General features: G+C 58.7%; 12 protein-coding genes and 1 pseudogene. 11 read left to right on the forward strand and 2 right to left on the reverse strand.

Annotated features, from left to right (window positions below):
• The first annotated feature begins 58 nt into the window (after nt 1–58).
• The 6 genes from AC1UK9_RS17430 to hglS all read left to right on the forward strand — a co-directional run bounded on the left by AC1UK9_RS17430 (nt 59) and on the right by hglS (nt 7,706).
• Complete coding sequence (locus AC1UK9_RS17430; RefSeq protein WP_482578119.1) at nt 59–1,513, forward strand: flavin-containing monooxygenase; 1,455 nt, start codon at nt 59–61, stop codon at nt 1,511–1,513.
• Between the two features lie 21 nt (nt 1,514–1,534).
• Nucleotides 1,535–2,461: an alpha/beta fold hydrolase gene (locus tag AC1UK9_RS17435; protein WP_025111246.1), complete on the forward strand. Its 927-nt coding sequence runs from the start codon at nt 1,535–1,537 to the stop codon at nt 2,459–2,461.
• Nucleotides 2,458–3,957 (forward strand): glycolate oxidase subunit GlcD, encoded by a 1,500-nt coding sequence (gene glcD / locus AC1UK9_RS17440; protein WP_482578120.1) that lies wholly within the window; start codon nt 2,458–2,460, stop codon nt 3,955–3,957. The genes AC1UK9_RS17435 and glcD overlap by 4 nt, the downstream gene beginning before the upstream one ends.
• The gene (gene glcE, locus AC1UK9_RS17445) at nt 3,957–5,006 is read left to right on the forward strand and encodes a glycolate oxidase subunit GlcE (protein WP_482578121.1); all 1,050 of its coding nucleotides are present in this window, start codon (nt 3,957–3,959) and stop codon (nt 5,004–5,006) included. The genes glcD and glcE overlap by 1 nt, the downstream gene beginning before the upstream one ends.
• Before the next feature lie 2 nt (nt 5,007–5,008).
• Nucleotides 5,009–6,229 (forward strand): glycolate oxidase subunit GlcF, encoded by a 1,221-nt coding sequence (gene glcF, locus AC1UK9_RS17450; protein ID WP_482578122.1) that lies wholly within the window; start codon nt 5,009–5,011, stop codon nt 6,227–6,229.
• Between the two features lie 88 nt (nt 6,230–6,317).
• Nucleotides 6,318–7,706 (forward strand): 2-oxoadipate dioxygenase/decarboxylase HglS, encoded by a 1,389-nt coding sequence (hglS, locus tag AC1UK9_RS17455; RefSeq protein ID WP_482578123.1) that lies wholly within the window; start codon nt 6,318–6,320, stop codon nt 7,704–7,706.
• A gap of 47 nt (nt 7,707–7,753) precedes the next feature.
• Here hglS and AC1UK9_RS17460 read toward each other — a convergent pair whose 3' ends face one another.
• Complete coding sequence (locus tag AC1UK9_RS17460; protein WP_473012964.1) at nt 7,754–8,431, reverse strand: type 1 glutamine amidotransferase domain-containing protein; 678 nt, start codon at nt 8,429–8,431, stop codon at nt 7,754–7,756.
• A gap of 406 nt (nt 8,432–8,837) precedes the next feature.
• Here AC1UK9_RS17460 and AC1UK9_RS17465 point away from each other — a divergent pair, with 406 nt between their 5' ends.
• The 4 genes from AC1UK9_RS17465 (at nt 8,838) to AC1UK9_RS17480 (ending at nt 14,907) form a co-directional block, all read left to right on the forward strand.
• On the forward strand, nt 8,838–9,353 hold the full coding sequence (locus AC1UK9_RS17465; RefSeq protein ID WP_047601845.1) for an Hcp family type VI secretion system effector: 516 nt from the start codon (nt 8,838–8,840) through the stop codon (nt 9,351–9,353).
• Between the two features lie 131 nt (nt 9,354–9,484).
• Nucleotides 9,485–11,560, forward strand: coding sequence for a type VI secretion system Vgr family protein (locus AC1UK9_RS17470; RefSeq protein ID WP_482578124.1), 2,076 nt, complete (start codon nt 9,485–9,487; stop codon nt 11,558–11,560).
• On the forward strand, nt 11,557–12,390 hold the full coding sequence (locus AC1UK9_RS17475; RefSeq protein WP_482578125.1) for a DUF4123 domain-containing protein: 834 nt from the start codon (nt 11,557–11,559) through the stop codon (nt 12,388–12,390). The genes AC1UK9_RS17470 and AC1UK9_RS17475 overlap by 4 nt, the downstream gene beginning before the upstream one ends.
• An 18-nt stretch (nt 12,391–12,408) precedes the next feature.
• Nucleotides 12,409–14,907 (forward strand): LysM peptidoglycan-binding domain-containing protein, encoded by a 2,499-nt coding sequence (locus AC1UK9_RS17480; protein ID WP_482578126.1) that lies wholly within the window; start codon nt 12,409–12,411, stop codon nt 14,905–14,907.
• A 31-nt stretch (nt 14,908–14,938) separates the two neighbouring features.
• Here the strand turns inward: AC1UK9_RS17480 and AC1UK9_RS17485 are convergent, their stop codons facing one another.
• Nucleotides 14,939–15,931 (reverse strand): formylglycine-generating enzyme family protein, encoded by a 993-nt coding sequence (locus AC1UK9_RS17485; RefSeq protein ID WP_482578127.1) that lies wholly within the window; start codon nt 15,929–15,931, stop codon nt 14,939–14,941.
• A gap of 62 nt (nt 15,932–15,993) precedes the next feature.
• Here AC1UK9_RS17485 and tssI point away from each other — a divergent pair.
• Nucleotides 15,994–17,997 (forward strand): annotated as a pseudogene (gene tssI / locus AC1UK9_RS17490) (type VI secretion system tip protein TssI/VgrG); the annotation flags it as partial.
• Nucleotides 17,998–18,317: the final 320 nt, after the last annotated feature.

An 18,317-nucleotide genomic window follows, 5' to 3' on the forward strand; every position in this document is an offset into this window, starting at 1 on the left:
AATATTTAGCTATACCTGAAAGGATGAAAACGGAAAAACGACTATAAGAAGGAAGCCCATGCAGACCTACCGAGTGTTGATCATCGGCAGCGGATTTGGTGGCCAGTGTGCGGCGGTCAATTTGCTCAAGGCCGGGATCGACGATTTTCGCCTGCTGGAAAGACGCGACTTCTTCGGCGGCACCTGGTGCCAGAACACCTACCCCGGTGCTGCGGTGGATGTGCCCTCGCCGCTGTACTCGCTGTCCTTCGCGCCATACCGCTGGACGCAGATGTTCGCCGCGCAGGCCGAACTGCACCGCTACACCGAACACGTCATCGACCGCTTCGGCCTGCGCGAACATGTCGAACTGCAGGCCAATGTCGAGCGTATCGAATGGGACGAGGTGCAACAGCGCTGGGCCGTGTACACCAGCGCCAAGGGCACCTTTCACGCGCAATTCGTGATCAACGCCAGCGGGCCGTTGAGCCAACCGGTAATACCGCCCTTCCCCGGCCTCGATCGCTTTCAGGGCAAGACTTTTCATACCAACAACTGGGATCACAGCTACGACTACCGCGGTAAACGCGTGGCCATCGTCGGCAGTGGCGCCAGTGCTGCGCAGGTGATTCCGGCGATTGCCCCCGAGGTCGAACAACTGCATGTGTTCCAGCGTACGCCGCATTGGGTGTTGCCTCGGCCCGATCGTACGTTCGGACGTTTTCAGCGCTGGCTGCTGGGCTTGAAGCCGGCCTACAAACTGCTGCGCTGGTTGCTCTACTGGCAATTCGAAACCCGGGTGATCGCCTTCAAATATTCAAAACCGGCGATTCACATGGTCCAGCGCCAGGCGCTGCGCTTTCTCAAGCAACAGGTACCGGATCCGCTGTTGCGCGAAAAACTCACCCCGGACTTCACCATCGGCTGCAAGCGCATCCTGCTTTCCAGCACCTATTACCCGGCGCTGACCCGGCCCAATGTCACACTGCACAGCCGCGAGCAAGGCATCGCCGACATCGATGAAAGCGGAATCACCACGACGGACGGCCAACACATCGAGGTTGACCTGATTGTCTGGTCGACCGGCTACGACGCCACCGACGGCGTGGTCTCCTACCCGGTGACCGGCAAGCACGGCGTGCAGCTCAAGAACGTGTGGGCGCAGTACCCGCGCGCCTACCTGGGCACAAGCCTGCCGGACTTTCCCAACCTGTTCATCGTTACCGGACCGAACACCGGCATCGGGCATACCTCGGCGCTGTTCATCATCGAGGCGCAGATGAACTACATCCTCGACTGCATTCACACACTGCAGGCCAAAAACCTGCGCAGCATCGAAGTACGCCCCGAAGCGGAACGTACCTACACTGCAATGATCCACCGTGAGATGGAGCGCACGGTATGGAAGTCCGGCGGCTGTCACAGTTGGTATCAGAGCAAAAGCGGTCATGTGATCGCGATTTTTCCCGGCTTCAGTTTCAGCTACTACCGGTTGACCCGGGCGTTGAAACCGGCTGACCACATTCTGTCCTGAACACGTAAAAGGAAGACGTCGATGCTTTTGCTGTTTGTCGCTCTCGCGGTTTTCGTGGCCTGGAGCTGGTTGAGTTACCCGGCGGTGGGTCATTGGCTGTACGACCTGAGCATGGCCCTCGAGGCCAAACTCTATAAGCTGCACAAAATCGAGGTGCCGATCGCCGAAATGACGGTATCGACGTGGCAAGGTGGCCCCTATGAAGCGGCCAGCGCGATCCTGATGCTGCATGGCTACAGCGCCGACAAGAACCTGTGGCTGCGCTTCGCCCGGCATTTTGTCCGCCAGTACCGGGTGATCATCCCGGACCTGGCCGGCCACGGTGAAACCGGCTTCAAGGCCGGTGGCGGCTACGATATCCCGCTGCAGGCCAAGCGCATGATCCAGCTGCTCGACGTCTGCGGCGTGGAGAAAGTCCACGTGATCGGCAATTCGATGGGCGGCTACATCGCAGCGTGGCTGGCGGCGACCTATCCGGAGCGGATTGCCTCGGTGGCATTGATCGATCCGGCCGGCGTGACCGCACCGCAGGCCAGCGACATGGAGCGCCACCTGGCCCGCGGGCATAACCCGTTCCTGATCAATTCCCGCGAAGAGTTCCGCCAGTTTTATGCCATGACCATGGCCTCGCCGCCGTGGGTGCCCGGGCTGGTTCTGGACGCCATCGCGCAGCGTTATGAGCGTCAGCGCGACGAACTGGAAGAGATCTTCCGCGATTTTCGCGCCAGCCCGCCGATGGAGCCGAAACTCGCCGAGATCAAATGCCCGGCGCTGCTGTTGTGGGGACGCAAGGATCGCTTGATCGACGTCAGCAGCGTACCGATCTGGAGCAAGGGCATCGCCAATCTGCGGGTCGACGTGTGGGATGGCGTCGGGCACATGCCGATGGTCGAGCAACCGACCAACACCGCGCGGTTGTATCGGGAGTTTCTGGGCAACCAGCGATGAACATTCTTTATGACGAGCGCCTCGACGGGCCGCTCCCCGAGGTCGACAAAGCGCAATTGCTCAAGGCCTTGCAGCATGCCGTGCCCGACCTCGACATTCTCTGGCGCGAAGACGAACTCAAGCCTTACGAGTGCGACGGTCTGTCGGCCTATCGCACCACGCCAATGCTGGTCGCCCTGCCCCGGCGACTCGACCAGGTGCAGACCCTGCTCAAGCTCTGCCATCAACGCAATGTGCCGGTGGTTGCCCGTGGTGCCGGCACCGGGTTGTCGGGCGGTGCGCTGCCACTGGAAAAAGGTCTGTTGCTGGTGATGGCGCGGTTCAACAACATCCTCCACATCGACCCGGCAGCCCGCACCGCGCGGGTTCAACCCGGAGTGCGCAACCTGGCGATTTCCCAGGCCGCGGCACCGTTCGGCCTGTATTACGCGCCGGACCCGTCATCGCAAATCGCTTGCTCGATCGGCGGCAACGTCGCGGAAAACGCCGGTGGCGTGCATTGCCTCAAGTACGGCCTGACCGTGCACAACCTGCTGAAGATCGAAGTGCTGACCATCGAAGGCGAACGCCTGACCCTGGGCAGCGACGCCCTCGATGCGCCGGGTTTCGATTTGCTCGCGCTGTTCACCGGCTCCGAAGGTCTGTTGGGGATCATCACCGAAGTCACGGTCAAACTGCTGCCAAAACCGCAAGTCGCCAAGGTCTTGCTGGCCAGTTTCGACTCGGTGGAAAAGGCTGGCCGCGCCGTGGCCGACATCATCGCGGCGGGCATCATCCCCGGCGGCCTCGAGATGATGGACAATCTGGCGATCCGCGCCGCCGAAGATTTCATTCACGCCGGTTATCCGGTCGATGCCGAGGCGATCCTGCTGTGCGAACTCGATGGCGTCGAAGCGGACGTCCACGACGATTGCCTGCGAGTTCGCGAGGTCATGACCCAGGCCGGCGCCAGCGAGGTGCGGCAGGCCCGCGACGAGGCCGAGCGCGTACGTTTCTGGGCCGGGCGCAAAAACGCCTTTCCAGCCATCGGCCGCTTGTCACCCGACTACTACTGCATGGACGGCACCATTCCGCGCCGCGAGTTGCCCGGTGTACTGCAAGGCATTGCCCGCCTCGGCGCCGAATACGGCTTGCGCGTCGCCAACGTGTTTCATGCCGGCGACGGCAACATGCACCCGCTGATTCTGTTCGACGCCAACCAGCCCGGCGAACTGCATCGCGCGGAAGCGTTGGGTGGCAAGATTCTGGAACTGTGCGTGCAGGTTGGCGGCAGCATCACCGGCGAACACGGGGTCGGCCGCGAGAAAATCAATCAGATGTGCGCGCAATTCAACAGCGCTGAATTGACCCTGTTCCACGCGGTAAAAGCCGCATTCGACCCGCAAGGCCTGCTCAATCCCGGCAAGAACATCCCGACCCTGCATCGCTGCGCGGAATTTGGCGCGATGCACATTCATGCCGGGCAACTGCCGTTCCCTGAGCTGGAGCGCTTCTGATGGCTGACGTCGACGCCAGCAGCGCCTTGCTCGATCAAGTCAACGAGGCCCGGGCCAACGCCACGCCGCTGAAAATCCAGGGCGGCAACAGCAAGGCGTTTCTTGGCCGCGAGGTGGCCGGTGAAGTGCTCGACACCCGTGTGCACCGCGGCATCGTGCGCTATGAACCGACAGAACTGGTGGTCAGCGTGCGCGCCGGTACGCCGTTGCGCGAGTTGCTGGAGGCGCTCGACGCGGCCGGGCAGATGCTGCCGTGCGAGCCGCCGGCCTTCGGCGACAGCGCCACGGTCGGCGGGATGATCGCCACCGGACTGTCCGGGCCGCGACGGCCATGGTCCGGCTCGGTGCGCGATTTTGTCCTCGGCACCCGGGTGATCACCGGCCTCGGCGAGCACCTGCGCTTCGGCGGCGAAGTGATGAAAAACGTCGCTGGCTATGACCTCTCGCGCCTGCTGACCGGCAGTTTCGGCTGCCTCGGCGTGCTCACCGAAGTCTCGCTGAAAGTCCTGCCAAAACCGCGTCAGTGCCTGAGCATCCGCCTCGACCTCGATTGCACCCGGGCGCTGGCCAAACTGGCCGAATGGGGCCAGCAACCCTTGCCGATCAGCGGCGCCTGTCATGACGGGCAAAGCCTGTATCTGCGCCTGGAGGGTGGCGAAGGTTCGGTGACCGCCGCCCATCAACGCCTTGGCGGCGAGCCGCTGGACTCGGTGTTCTGGCGTGATTTGAACGAACAACGCCTGGCATTTTTTGACGAGGGCCTGCCGCTGTGGCGCCTGTCGCTGCCGAACGATCTCGGGCCGCAGGACTTGCCCGGCCAGCAGTTGATCGACTGGGCCGGCGCGCAACGCTGGCTGAAATCCGAGCACGAACACATTCAGATCCTCGCCCAGGAACTCGGCGGCCACGCCACCTGCTTCACCCATGGCGCCAGCGATACACCGTTCCAGCCGCTGGCCCCGGCATTGCTGCGCTATCACCGCCAGCTCAAGGCGCAACTCGACCCGCAAGGGCTGTTCAACCCCGGCCGGATGTACGCGGAGTTCTAGCCATGCAGACCACCCTCAGCGAACAAGCCCGACAACTGCCGCGTGCTGCCGAGGCGGAAAAGATTCTGCGCACCTGCGTGCATTGCGGGTTTTGCAACGCGACCTGCCCGACGTATCAATTGCTCGGTGATGAGCTCGACGGGCCGCGCGGGCGCATCTACCTGATCAAGCAAGTGCTCGAAGGCGCCCCGGCCACCGAGCAGACTCAACTGCATCTGGATCGCTGCCTGTCCTGCCGCAATTGCGAAACCACCTGCCCTTCCGGCGTCGACTATCACAACCTGCTCGACATTGGCCGGGCGGTGGTCGACCGGGCCGTGCCGCGCCCCGCTGCCCAGCGTTTGTTGCGCGAGGGCTTGCGCGCACTGGCGCCGAACCCCGGGGTGTTCAAGGGATTGCTGCGGGTCGGCACAACGTTTCGGCCGCTGCTACCGCGAAGCTTCGAAAGCAAATTGCCGCAACGCGCGCCAGTGTCCGGCACACGCCCTGCTCCGCGCCATACGCGCCGGGTGTTGCTGCTCGAAGGCTGCGTGCAACCGGGCCTGTCGCCGAATACCAACGACGCGACGGCGCGGGTGCTCGATCGGCTGGGGATTAGCGTCATTCCAGTGGCCGAGGCCGGTTGCTGTGGTGCGCTGGACTATCACCTCGACGCCCAGGCCAAGGGCCTCGACCGCGCCCGGCAGAACATCGACGCCTGGTGGCCACACCTGGAAAACGGCGCCGAAGCGATCGTGCAGACGGCCAGCGGTTGCGGCGCGTTCATCAAGGACTACGGGCACTTGCTGGCGCAGGACCCGCGCTACGCCGACAAGGCGCGGCAGATCAGTGAACGGACGCTGGATCTGGTGCAAATCCTCGCGCACGAACCACTGGAGAAAGTGTGTGCCGCCAGCCAACGGCGGATCGCCGTGCACTGCCCCTGTACCCTGCAACATGCGCTGAAACTCGGCGGCGCGGTGGAAGCGCTGCTGACCCGCCTCGGATTTAATCTCACGCCGGTGCCGGACGGGCATCTGTGTTGCGGTTCTGCCGGCACCTATTCACTGACGCAACCAACCCTCGCTCGGCAACTGCGCGACAACCGCCTCAATGCCTTGGAGAGCGGGCGCCCGGACCTGATCGTCACCGCCAACGTCGGTTGCCAGCATCATCTGGCCGGCGCCGGCCGCACGCAGGTTTCGCACTGGATAGAACTGGTGGATCAGTCGTTGGCAGAATGAAGTCCGTAGGATTCTTCGTTTGCCGCCGTCGACGAAGGCTGCGATCTTTTCCTCCATTCTTTACATGACCGTGGCAGGAATTTTTTTCATGACCGTGCAGCCTTTCGTCAGCCCCGACCTGATCCGCCAACGCTTCTCCAAAGCGATGTCCGACATGTACCGCGAAGAAGTGCCGTTGTACGGCGCACTTATGGAACTGGTGGAGCAGACCAACCGCGAGGTGTTGGCACGCGAGCCGCACATCGCCCGGCAGTTGCACGGCACCGGCGAGATCGAGCGCCTGGACATGGAGCGCCATGGCGCGATCCGCGTTGGCACCGGCAAAGAGCTGGCGACCCTCGCCCGCCTGTTCGCGGTGATGGGCATGCAACCGGTGGGTTATTACGACCTGACCCCGGCGGGCGTACCGGTGCACTCCACGGCGTTTCGCGCGGTGCACGAAGCGGCGCTGCAGGTCAGTCCGTTTCGGGTGTTCACTTCGCTGTTGCGCCTGGAGTTGATCGAAGATCCCGAGTTGCGCACGTTCGCCGAGTCGGTGTTGAGCCAGCGCTCGATCTTTACCTCGCAGGCGCTAAGGCTGATCGATCAGGCGGAAGCGGCCGGTGGCCTGAATGAGCATGAGGCGGCGGAATTTGTCCTGCAGGCACTGGAGACCTTTCGCTGGCATCACAGCGCAACCGTCACCGCTGAGCAGTACCGCACGCTCAGCGCCCAGCACCGTTTGATCGCCGATGTGGTGGCATTCAAAGGCCCGCACATCAATCACCTGACTCCGCGCACGCTGGACATCGACATCGTTCAGGCGCAAATGCCGGTGCACGGCATCACCCCCAAAGCGGTGATCGAAGGTCCGCCGCGCCGGCACTGCCCGATCCTGCTGCGCCAGACCAGTTTCAAGGCGCTGGACGAGCCGATCGCCTTCACGGACCAGCACGGCACCCACGGCAGCCACAGCGCGCGTTTCGGCGAGATCGAGCAACGCGGTGCGGCGCTGACACCTAAAGGTCGGGCATTGTATGACCGCTTGCTGAATGCCGCGCGCGATGAACTCGGTGACTTCCCCAACGAATGCAACGCCGCACGTTACAACGCGCTGATGACCCAACACTTTGGCGAATTTCCTGACAGCGTCGAAGGCATGCGCGCACAGGATCTGGCGTACTTTCGCTACTTCGCTACGGAAAAAGGCCTGGCAGCGGGTGCGCCCTCGCCGGCGTCGCTGGAAGATCTGCTGCGCGATGGGCATATGAAAGCCGAACCGCTGGTGTACGAAGATTTCCTGCCGGTCAGCGCGGCGGGGATTTTTCAGTCGAACCTTGGTGATGCGGCGCAGACGCACTATGGCGAACACTCAAACCGCCAGGCGTTCGAACAGGCCTTGGGGCGTTCGACCATTGATGAGCTGGGGTTGTATGCCGAGACGCAGCGGCGTTCGATTGAAGAGTGTGCCCGGGTTTTGGGGTTGAAACTGATCTGAATGTGGCGAGGGAGCAAGCTCCCTCGCCACAGAATCAAGTGCTGCTATCAGCGCAGTCGCGACAACAGCGCGAACGCCGTCTCTTCCGACGACGCCGGATTCTGCCCGGTCAGCAGCAGCCCGTCCTCACGGGTGTAGCTCGACCAGTCCGCACCCTTGGAGAAGATCCCGCCCTTGGCCTTGAGCTCGTCTTCCACCAGAAACGGCACCACGTTGGTCAGCCCTACCGCCTCCTCTTCACTGTTGGTGAAGCCCGTCACTTGCTTACCGTTGACCAGCGGCTGACCGTCCGCACCTTTGGCATGACGCAGCACGCCGGGCGCATGACACACCGCCGCCACTGGCTTGCCAGCGTTGTAAAACGCTTCGATCAAGGCAATGCAATGGCGGTCTTCAGCCAGGTCCCACAACGGGCCGTGTCCACCGGGATAGAACACGGCATCGAAGTCCGCAGCCTGCACCGCGTCCAGTCTGACCGTCGAGGCCAGAGCCGATTGCGCAGCGGAGTCCTTGCGAAAGCGCTCGGTCGCGGCGGTCTGTGCGTCCGGCTCGTCACTCTTCGGGTCCAGTGGTGGCTGACCGCCCTTGGGCGAGGCCAGCGTCAGTTGCGCGCCGGCGTCCTTGAACACGTAGTAAGGCGCGGCGAATTCTTCCAGCCAGAAACCGGTTTTCTTACCGGTATCACCCAGTTGCTCGTGGGACGTTAAAACCATCAGGATTTTCATGTCGCTCTCACTCGATGCGGGGAATGTTCGTACGCCTTCGGCGTGGTCGTGAGTGATTGACCGTCGATCAAGACGGATCGTTTCAAGCGCTCGATGATGGCACTTGGCCTTGCTGCGCAACTTCTTGCGCACTTGTTTGGCGAAAAAGACCACCCATCACGCTACAGGCCTTGATTGGCGTGGCTCGCAGCCAAGTGCGCAACTTCTTGCGCAGTACTGCGCAAGAAGTTGCGCACTTTCGACCTCGATTCAGTGAAAAACATCGCTCCAACCGCAGACTAGAGCCACTTCACCCCCGGCTTCCGGGACCTTCAGCAAACCTGGCACGCTCCTTGATAACAGTCAGGCACCCACCGGGCGATTCCGCCCCGGGCACCCTAAATTTATTCCGCAAGGAGAGCACCCCATGGCAACACCAGCGTACATGTCGGTTACCGGCGAGAAACAAGGCCTGATCACTGCCGGCGCCTTCACCGCCGACTCCGTTGGCAACACCTACCAGGAAGGCCACGAAGACCAGGTCATGGTTCAGGCTTTCAGCCACGACGTGATCATCCCGCGTGACCCACAATCCGGTCAGCCAACCGGTCAGCGCGTTCACAAGCCAGTTGTGATCACCAAGGTCTACGACAAGGCTTCGCCTCTGCTGCAAGCTGCTCTGACCTCCGGCGAGCGCATGAGCGAAATCGTTATCCAGTGGTACCGTACTTCTGCTCAAGGTACTCAAGAGCACTACTACACCACCAAACTGGAAGACGCGATCATCGTCGCCATCAACAACAAAATGCACAACTGCCAGGATCCAGGCAACTCGCACTTCACCCACCTGGAAGAAGTGCAGTTCACCTACCGCAAAATCACCTGGACCCACGAAGTATCCGGTACTTCGGGTTCCGATGACTGGCGTGCTCCAGTCGTTTAATTACGGCTGATCGTTACAAGCATCGACCAGCCCTGCTGGTCGATGTTGTTTACGCCCCTCCAGAATTTCGCGTGCGTTGAACCGCCTTGCGGTTGTCGACGAACGCCGCTGTACAGCACGAGGAACAAGGGATGTTCGCGCCGGCCAATGAAACCCACTTTGCCCTGACCATCGAAGGGCTCTCCGCCGATTTTCAGGTATTCACCCTGACCGGCCGGGAAGCCATCAGCCAGCCTTTTGTATTTGAGGTGGAGCTGGTCAGTGAGCAGCCGTCGCTGGACCTCGAAACCCTGCTGCACAAACCTGCCTTCCTGCAGCTGTCGCCCGATGGCAGCGGCATCCACGGCCAGATCTATCGCGCCGCACAAGGTGACTCGGGCAAACGCCTGACCCGTTATTCGGTGACCCTGCGCCCGCAATTGTCGTACCTGGCGCACCGCGTCAACCAACGCATCTTCCAGAACCTCACGGTGCCGAAAATCATCGGCATGGTCCTCGAAGAACACGGCATCCAGAGCAACGCCTACGAATTCAAGACCGGTTCGATCTATCCCGAGCGCATCTACTGCGTGCAATACGATGAATCGGACCTGCATTTCATCCAGCGTCTGTGCGAGGAAGAAGGTATCCACTACCACTTCCAGCACAGCGCCACGGCGCACAAGCTGGTGTTCGGCGATGATCAGACGGTGTTCCCGAAACTCAAGCCTGTGGCCTACCAGCAAGACTCCGGCATGGTCGCCAGCAACCCGGTGATCAAGCGTTTCGACCTGCGCCTGGAAACCCGCACCAGCCGCACCACGCGCCGCGACTACGACTTCGAAAAACCACGCCTGACGCTGGAAAGCGAAAACCGTGGCGACGCCCTGCCCGACCTCGAAGACTACGACTACCCGGGCCGCTTCATCGACCGCGAGCGCGGCAAGCACCTGGCCAAACGCGCCCTCGAACGCCACCGCAGCGACTTCCAGCTCGCCGAAGGCAAGAGCGACCAGCCGCTGCTGGTCTGCGGCCATTTCCTCGCCCTGACCGAGCACCCGAAGGCCAAGTGGAACGACCTGTGGCTGCTCACCGAAGTCCTGCACGAAGGCAAACAGCCGCAAGTGCTCGAGGAGTCGGTGACCAGCGACACCACCGCATTGAAAGACGACTTCCATCAGGGCTATCGCAACCGCTTTCAGGCGACCCCGTGGGACGTGCCGAACCGTCCACCGCTGCGCCACCCGAAACCGCGCATCCTCGGCAGTCAGAGCGCCGTGGTGACCGGCCCCAAAGGCGAAGAGATCCATTGCGACCAGTACGGCCGGGTCAAAGTGCAATTCCACTGGGACCGCGAAGGCCAGGCCGACGACAAGACCAGTTGCTGGCTGCGCGTCTCCAGCGCCTGGGCCGGCGCCCAGTACGGCGGCATCGCCATCCCGCGCATCGGCATGGAAGTGCTGGTCACCTTCCTTGAAGGCGACCCCGATCAACCGCTGATCAGCGGCTGCCTGTACCACAAGGAAAACACCGTCCCCTACGCGCTGCCGGCGAACAAGACCCGCAGCACCTTCAAGACCCTGAGTTCGATGGGCGGTGGCGGCTACAACGAACTGCGCATTGAAGACAAGAAAGGTCAGGAGCAGATCTACCTCCATGCCCAGCGCGACTGGGACGAGAACATCGAACACGACCAGAAGATCCGCGTCGGCAACGAACGCCACGACACCGTCGAAAAGAACAGCTACAGCGAATTCAAGGCCGAAGAGCACCACACCGTCTACGCCGACCGCAAAGTCGAAACCCGCGCCAACGACCACCTGACCGTGGGCGTCAACCAGCACATCAAGATCGGCACCGGCCAGTTCATCGACGCTGGCCAGGAAATCCACCTGAGCAGCGGCATGAAAGTCGTGCTCGAAGCCGGCGCCGAGTTGACCCTGATCGGCGGCGGCAGCTTCATCAAGATCGACGCCGGCGGCGTGACCATGAGCGGCCCGGTGATCAACATGAACTCCGGCGGCAGCCCCGGCAGCGGCACCGGCGCCGCCCCGCTGATGCCCGGCATCCTCAAACAGGCCGACGCCGACAAGGCCGGCCAGGTTGTCAAACCTTCATTGGGTTCATTCAAGGCACAGTCAAAAGCTGGCGTATTGCTACCGACGCCATCGTGTCATCTGGACTCAACAGGTTGCTGTCCCATTCACCAACCGGGCGCTTCAGCATGATTGCTTCCATTGAATCACCCTTCAAGCAGCCTGCAACAACGGGTGTCATGTGTCTGATTCTGGATCGAAGTTGTGATCCGGACCTGTTGAGCCACTTGTATCAGGGTCACGGGCAATCCCGGCCCAGTTGCATACCGCTGTTCACAGGAACGCCATACGCAGATCTTCAGCCTGCCGGTCCCTACGCAGTCCTGTGTCCAGAAAAAGGTGCAGCTGCGGATTTCATCGGTGTTTTGCTGGAACAGGCGGACGCTGGTTGTGTCGCCTGGCTGAGCAACCCGGAGTCACTGGATCAGGGCGTGGAGCACTGGCGCAGCCTGCTGACAGTACGTACCGATGATGAACCACAACAGATGATGCGTTTCTTTGACCCGCGCTGGCTGGAACCTTTGCTGTTGAGCCTCGACGAAGCCGAAAGAACGCAATTTCTCGGCCCGTTCACTAGCTTGGCCTGGCGAAACGAAATCGGCTGGCGATATTACGCCAAGGCGCCGCACAGTCAGGAAACAGTCGTCCAGCCACCGGCATGGCTGTATTTGAGCCCACAACGGCAGACGCTAATAGAGCAGGGGCGGTTGAAAGTCATTGCCACCCGTTTTGCCGACGACTACCGCGACGCATTGCCGCCGAAGGACACCGTTGAATTCGTCCACCGACAACTGCTGGCGGGCCAGGCTATGGGGTACGAGCAAATGGCCGATCAGGAACGCTGGCTACGTTTGGCCATTATGCGCGGAGACACCTTCTGGACACGCTCGCCCGACGCAGAACTGCTGGCCCGTGACGATATCGCGCTGGGTGACAAGCTGACCCAACTGGAAAGTCTGTAACTACAAGGACGACGAGCAATGAGCGACACCTACACCGTTAAGAGCGGCGACACTCTTGGCAGCATTGCCGCCGCGAACAAATGCTCCGTGGCAGATCTGCGGGCACTGAACCCGATCATTACTGACCCCAACCACATCAAGACCGGCTGGACGTTGAAGCTGCCGGCAGCTTCGGCCAAAGCTCTGCCGCTTCCCAAACACGCAGAGAACCAAAGCACCACTGCCGTCAAAGGCGCCATTGAGTGCAAGGATGAACTTGTTGAAGTCATCCATATCACCGGCGAAGAACACTTCTACATACTGACGGAAAAGGAATCGAACGAGCTCAAGCAGCAGTCCGACCTCGTCAAAAAGCTGATGGACGAGCTGCATCAAAATCTGGCCAGCGCGACCGAAGCCAGCAAGTGCACCAAGACCAAAGATCCCCAAGCGTCTTGCTCCTGCACGAGTTGCATAAAAGATAAGTGGAACGCCAAGGCTGAAGAAGCTGGCCTGTTGCAGCGCTCCCCTCCTCCAGTGGAAAAACCTAAAACCATTATCGAACGCAAGGAAGATCTGCAAGGCCAACTGGCGACTGTGCAAAAGGCCCGTGATTGGTATCAAGATTACACGCCGAAGGCCGCGTTCGAAGGCAACTTTCTAGAGAGCAACTGGAAAGGTCTGCAAACCAAAAAAGTCGCAGAACTCAATGCCGAGATTCAATCACTGCGCACCCGAATTGCGGCACAAGGCAAGGCCGAGGCCGGCGACAGCTCAACCAGCGCCAATGGTGCAGCGCCGGACATCAAGCATGGCAAGGGAAAAACCTCTGATATCCAGAAGGGAAAGCAGGTAAAAACCGGCATCACAACGGTCGAATACATTTCCTTCCGTGACCCGACTCGACGTCACTACATCCCTATTCGTACTCGCCAGCAGTTCACCTGGAGCGTCAAAGTTCCTACCACAGTGATGCAAGGCAAACCGTTCGATAAGAACCTTGCCAAAAATCTGATCAAGGACATCAGAACAGCTGTCTCCGATGGCCGCAAAACCAGCCCTCTCGGCAGCCTCGAAGCTAAACTCACCTCGTGGACGAGCAAAGACGACAACCTGCTCAACGCACTGCACAAAGAATGCTCCTGGACCTCTAACGAAGCGGACTCGGCGCAATATGCGGTATCTGCCGAGGCCCATGCATTCCGTTTTGCCGCAACAGCCAGCGCCGGGATCAACAGCTGGGAGCCGGGCAAAGGCAACATCGAAGTCGGTGTCAAAGGAAGCGCGGCGATCTCGTTGGCCGAAGGCTCTGTAGCACTCAAGAGTTTCTTCCCCAACCAGGGCGGCTATGTGGTGCGCATGCCTTACCGCAATGCCGAGGGTAAGGAAGTCGTCAGCGATATCGGTATCTTCCGACTCGACGGCAAGGTGGAGTTGTCGTGTTTCCTTGGAGCAACGACGCAAGGCCAGGCCGGTGTCAAAGCCCAATACAAACCAAAAGAAGCGGAAGCCTCCGGCGCGACCGCGCTCCTAAGCACGCCCGACATTGCTGTCGACAAACGACGCGGCGGCAGCCTGGGCGTGAAGGGTAACGCTTTCGCCGGCGTGCAAGGCGGCGGCACCGTGACCGGAACGTTGAAATGGCTTGATTCGACCAAACAAGGCGCCGGAAAAATCGTCGCAGGACAGGCAAACGACAGTGGCAGTACGGATTGGTCGAGCTTGGTTGAAGTCAAGGCTGAAGGGAACGCGGCTCTGGGTATTGGGGCGGGTTTTGATTTTGGTATAGAGATTCGCGCGGATCGTTTGGCAATCAACTGTAAAGCCAGTCTGGTTTTTGGTCCAGGAGCGGGGGGGGGGTTTGGTACGTCGGTAGACCTCGAAAAAATTGGTGATCTGATCTACGTGTTTTGCAATGCACTCTCGAAAGCGGACTTCCATTATCAGCTGGCGGTGACTAAAGATGCATTCAACTATATGGCTAGGGGAATGTTCAAAATTGCGACGCAACCCGGCGCAGCATTTAATGAAGGCTTTCAAAAAATAGGGCTTTGGTGGGAGGACCGAAAGGCAACTAAAACTGAGGCACAAAATCTTGCCAAGTACTTAATCAGCCATCGCTCAATAACGATTAACCGTAAAAAAATACCACTTGAGATGCTACCACCGGAAACAATCGGACCGATGCTTCATTTATTGACCGAAAGTTTCGTAGAGAGTTGGGCTGAAGAACAAGAGAAGGCTGTTGTTCTACTACTGTCCCACTTGCGCAGCTGGCGACACTTCATTGCAGCATTGGAATGCTGCTCGAAAGATGGTAGCAAAGTCAATGCAATGGATAGTCTCGATCGCCTAAACTCTCTACTTGACGGAATGGAACAACAACAATTCAATCGTTTTATCGGAACCTTGGCGATAAATATAGATACCACTGCACCAGACTTTGGGATGCTTGCTTGGAACCCCGGTCTACCTTGGCGTAAAGAGAGAACTTTGATAGCCGCAAAACGCAGCAACCACTTTGACGGTCTGGCTTGAGCAAGGGCGCCAAAGGCGCCTTGCTTATTAACTAAAGTGTTTTATCTGTCTGGATAGCGCAGCGAAATCCAGTGCCAGGATAGTAAGCATCTTGCTCCGGTTTATCGGGCCAACGCCGAACTATAGATGCCGCAGACATAGGACCTTCAGGGTAGTAAGAACCACGCTTCACCTTATAGACACCTGACTCTGGCCCTTTAGGATTTTCCGATGGCGAATGCTCGTAGTAATTCTCGTCGTACCAATCATTAACCCAGTCAGTTGCGTTCCCAGCAAGACTGTAAATACCTAGAGGATTTGGCGGGAATCGATCAATTGAAAACGTTCTGCCTTCTCCTTCGACTGGATAGTTTTTGCCAAAATCCAAACTACCTGTATTGGTAGGGAAAAGAATATGCTGACCACGACTGCGAGCAGCAAACTCCCACTGAGCCTCCGTAGGCAAATCTACAGGATAACCACTTACTTCCGCTATCCAATGACAATAATTTTTAGCTTCTTGCCAAGTCTTGGTAAACGCGGGCAAGTTTGATTTATAACGAAACTCCAAATCTTGACGCTTGCGTTTTTCGGAGTCGAACAACGGCTTACCGCTCGAAGTAAAAAACAAATCAAAATCGCCAAGCGACACTTGAAACTTAGAAAAATAATAACCACTCAACTTCACCGAATGCACAAAATCATCATCACCATTACTACTGATATTACAAAGCTGCTCGGGCTCCTGCCCACATGGCCAAGTGCAAACATCTTTCTCGTCATATTCACAAATCCAGCCAAAGTCACCCATGTCAAATTGGCCACCTTCGACAAACACCATATTGTCGATCGACTTCACAACCGTGTTGAGCACTTTGTCGCGCATTTCACTGGAAAGATCAGGGTATTTTGTCTTGATCGTCGCCGCAATCGAGGCGACTTTTTCCGCGGGCAGGCTCTTGCTACTAGGCAATGAGCCAGACTCTGCCTCACAACCAAGCAGCAGCGTAATGAAAGGAAGGGCAAGTACAGACTGACGTAACACGAGCAATATCCTTATTAAGGTGCATCAAAGGGCAAACCTTAGCATCCCATGCCAAGACTACAAAATGCATCATCCGCCACCGCAGCGACTTCCAGCTCGCCGAAGGCAAGAGCGACCAGCCGCTGCTGGTCAGCGGCCATTTCCTCGCCCTGACCGAGCACCCGAAGGCCAAGTGGAACGACCTGTGGCTGCTCACTGAAGTCCTGCACGAAGGCAAACAGCCGCAAGTGCTGGAAGAATCGGTGACCAGCGACACCACCGCGCTGAAAGACGATTTCCATCAGGGCTACCGCAACCGCTTTCAGGCGACCCCGTGGGACGTGCCGAACCGTCCACCGCTGCGCCACCCGAAACCGCGCATCCTCGGCAGTCAGAGCGCCGTGGTGACCGGCCCCAAAGGCGAAGAGATCCATTGCGACCAGTACGGCCGGGTCAAAGTGCAATTCCACTGGGACCGCGAAGGCCAGGCCGACGACAAGACCAGTTGCTGGCTGCGCGTCTCCAGCGCCTGGGCCGGCGCCCAGTACGGCGGCATCGCCATCCCGCGCATCGGCATGGAAGTGCTGGTCACCTTCCTTGAAGGCGACCCCGATCAACCGCTGATCAGCGGCTGCCTGTACCACAAGGAAAACACCGTCCCCTACGCGCTGCCGGCGAACAAGACCCGCAGCACCTTCAAGACCCTGAGTTCGATGGGCGGTGGCGGCTACAACGAACTGCGCATTGAAGACAAGAAAGGTCAGGAGCAGATCTACCTCCATGCCCAGCGCGACTGGGACGAGAACATCGAACACGACCAGAAGATCCGCGTCGGCAACGAACGCCACGACACCGTCGAAAAGAACAGCTACAGCGAATTCAAGGCCTACGACCCACTGGATCGCCTGGTCAGCGTTCGTGGCGCTACACCCGAAACCTTCGCTCATGACCCGGAGGGTAACCTGCTCGGTCAGACCGACATGCCCGTAGCCAACCTAGCCAACGTCAAAGGCAACCGCCTGCTGATGCAGGGCGACCGCCACTACGACTACGACGCCTACGGCAACCTGATCCGCGAGCGGCGCGGCGCTAACCAGAAACTCGTTACTGAATACCGTTATGACTGCCAACATCGTCTGATTGGCGTAAGTCTGCCGGGGGGCAGTACGGCGTCGTACAAATACGATGCCTTCGGTCGCCGCATCGGGAAGACCGTCGACGGCCAGACCACCGAGTTTCTGTGGCAAGGTGAACGACTGATCGTTGAAAGCGGTGACAACCGTTATCGCAGCTACATCTACGAACCCGATAGCTTCCGCCCATTGGTGATGCTTGATGGCGAAGGTCCACGCAAGGCCACGCCGTTTTACTACCAACTCGACCACCTCGGCACACCGCAAGAACTCACTGATTACAGCGGCGAGATCATGTGGTCGGCGAAGTATCGCGCCTACGGCAACCTCGCTGCGCTGGATGTCAGCGAGATAGATAACCCGCTGCGCTTCCAAGGTCAGTACTTCGATGCCGAGACAGGGTTACATTACAACCGGCACCGCTACTACAATCCGGGCACTGGGCGGTTTTTGACGCCGGATCCGATCAAGCTTTCGGGTGGGTTGAACAACTATCGATACGTGCCTAACCCTACGGGTTGGGTGGATCCGCTTGGTCTGAACACTTGTCCTGGCGGAGATAAATGCATTCCTGGCCAAGGCGCTGAGGCGCCTGAGGACAAAGCCCGGGTAAATCAAGGAGATGCGCAGGTTCCAACGGCGGCCGCATCTGTCAATTGGAAGGGATTTTCTTCTGGGAAGTTGCAACCTCATTATCAAAAGCATGTAATTGATCAAAAAGAATTCGGAAACATAAGCCAAACTGAATACTTAAAAAAGGCGAAAGAATTCTCGAAAGAATCAGGAAGTTTTAACGAAACGAATGTCGGAAATTTTGTAATCAAACATGACCCAGCAACTGGACGAATATTTGTTGGGCACTTGAAGTCCAGAGAAATTAGAACATTCTATAGAGATGATGGTAGAAGCGCCGACGCCTTCCAATCCGCCATCGAATTGGCTAAGGGTTTATAAAATGACCAAAATTGATCGACACGATGCTGTAAAAAAAATCTCAACGGCAATTTTGATTTTGCTTGACCATGACGAGCGAGAATCTCATCTCCTCGATTGGTGGAATATTGATGAGAGTAATCCTGAATTCTTCACGCTATCAGAGCAACTACAAAGACTTATTACTAGCGAGGACGATTTACCTAGCGACATCGATGATAAAAAATATGACGAACTTATCATGCTTGCCCTAACATCAAGCTATAAAGGCGTAACAAACGCATTCCTATCAAAAAAATTAAAGCAATTAAATATTGGAGAGTACGAGGTATCTGGAGAAA

This window comes from Pseudomonas sp. AK-TSAG1-1 (assembly GCF_056821665.1).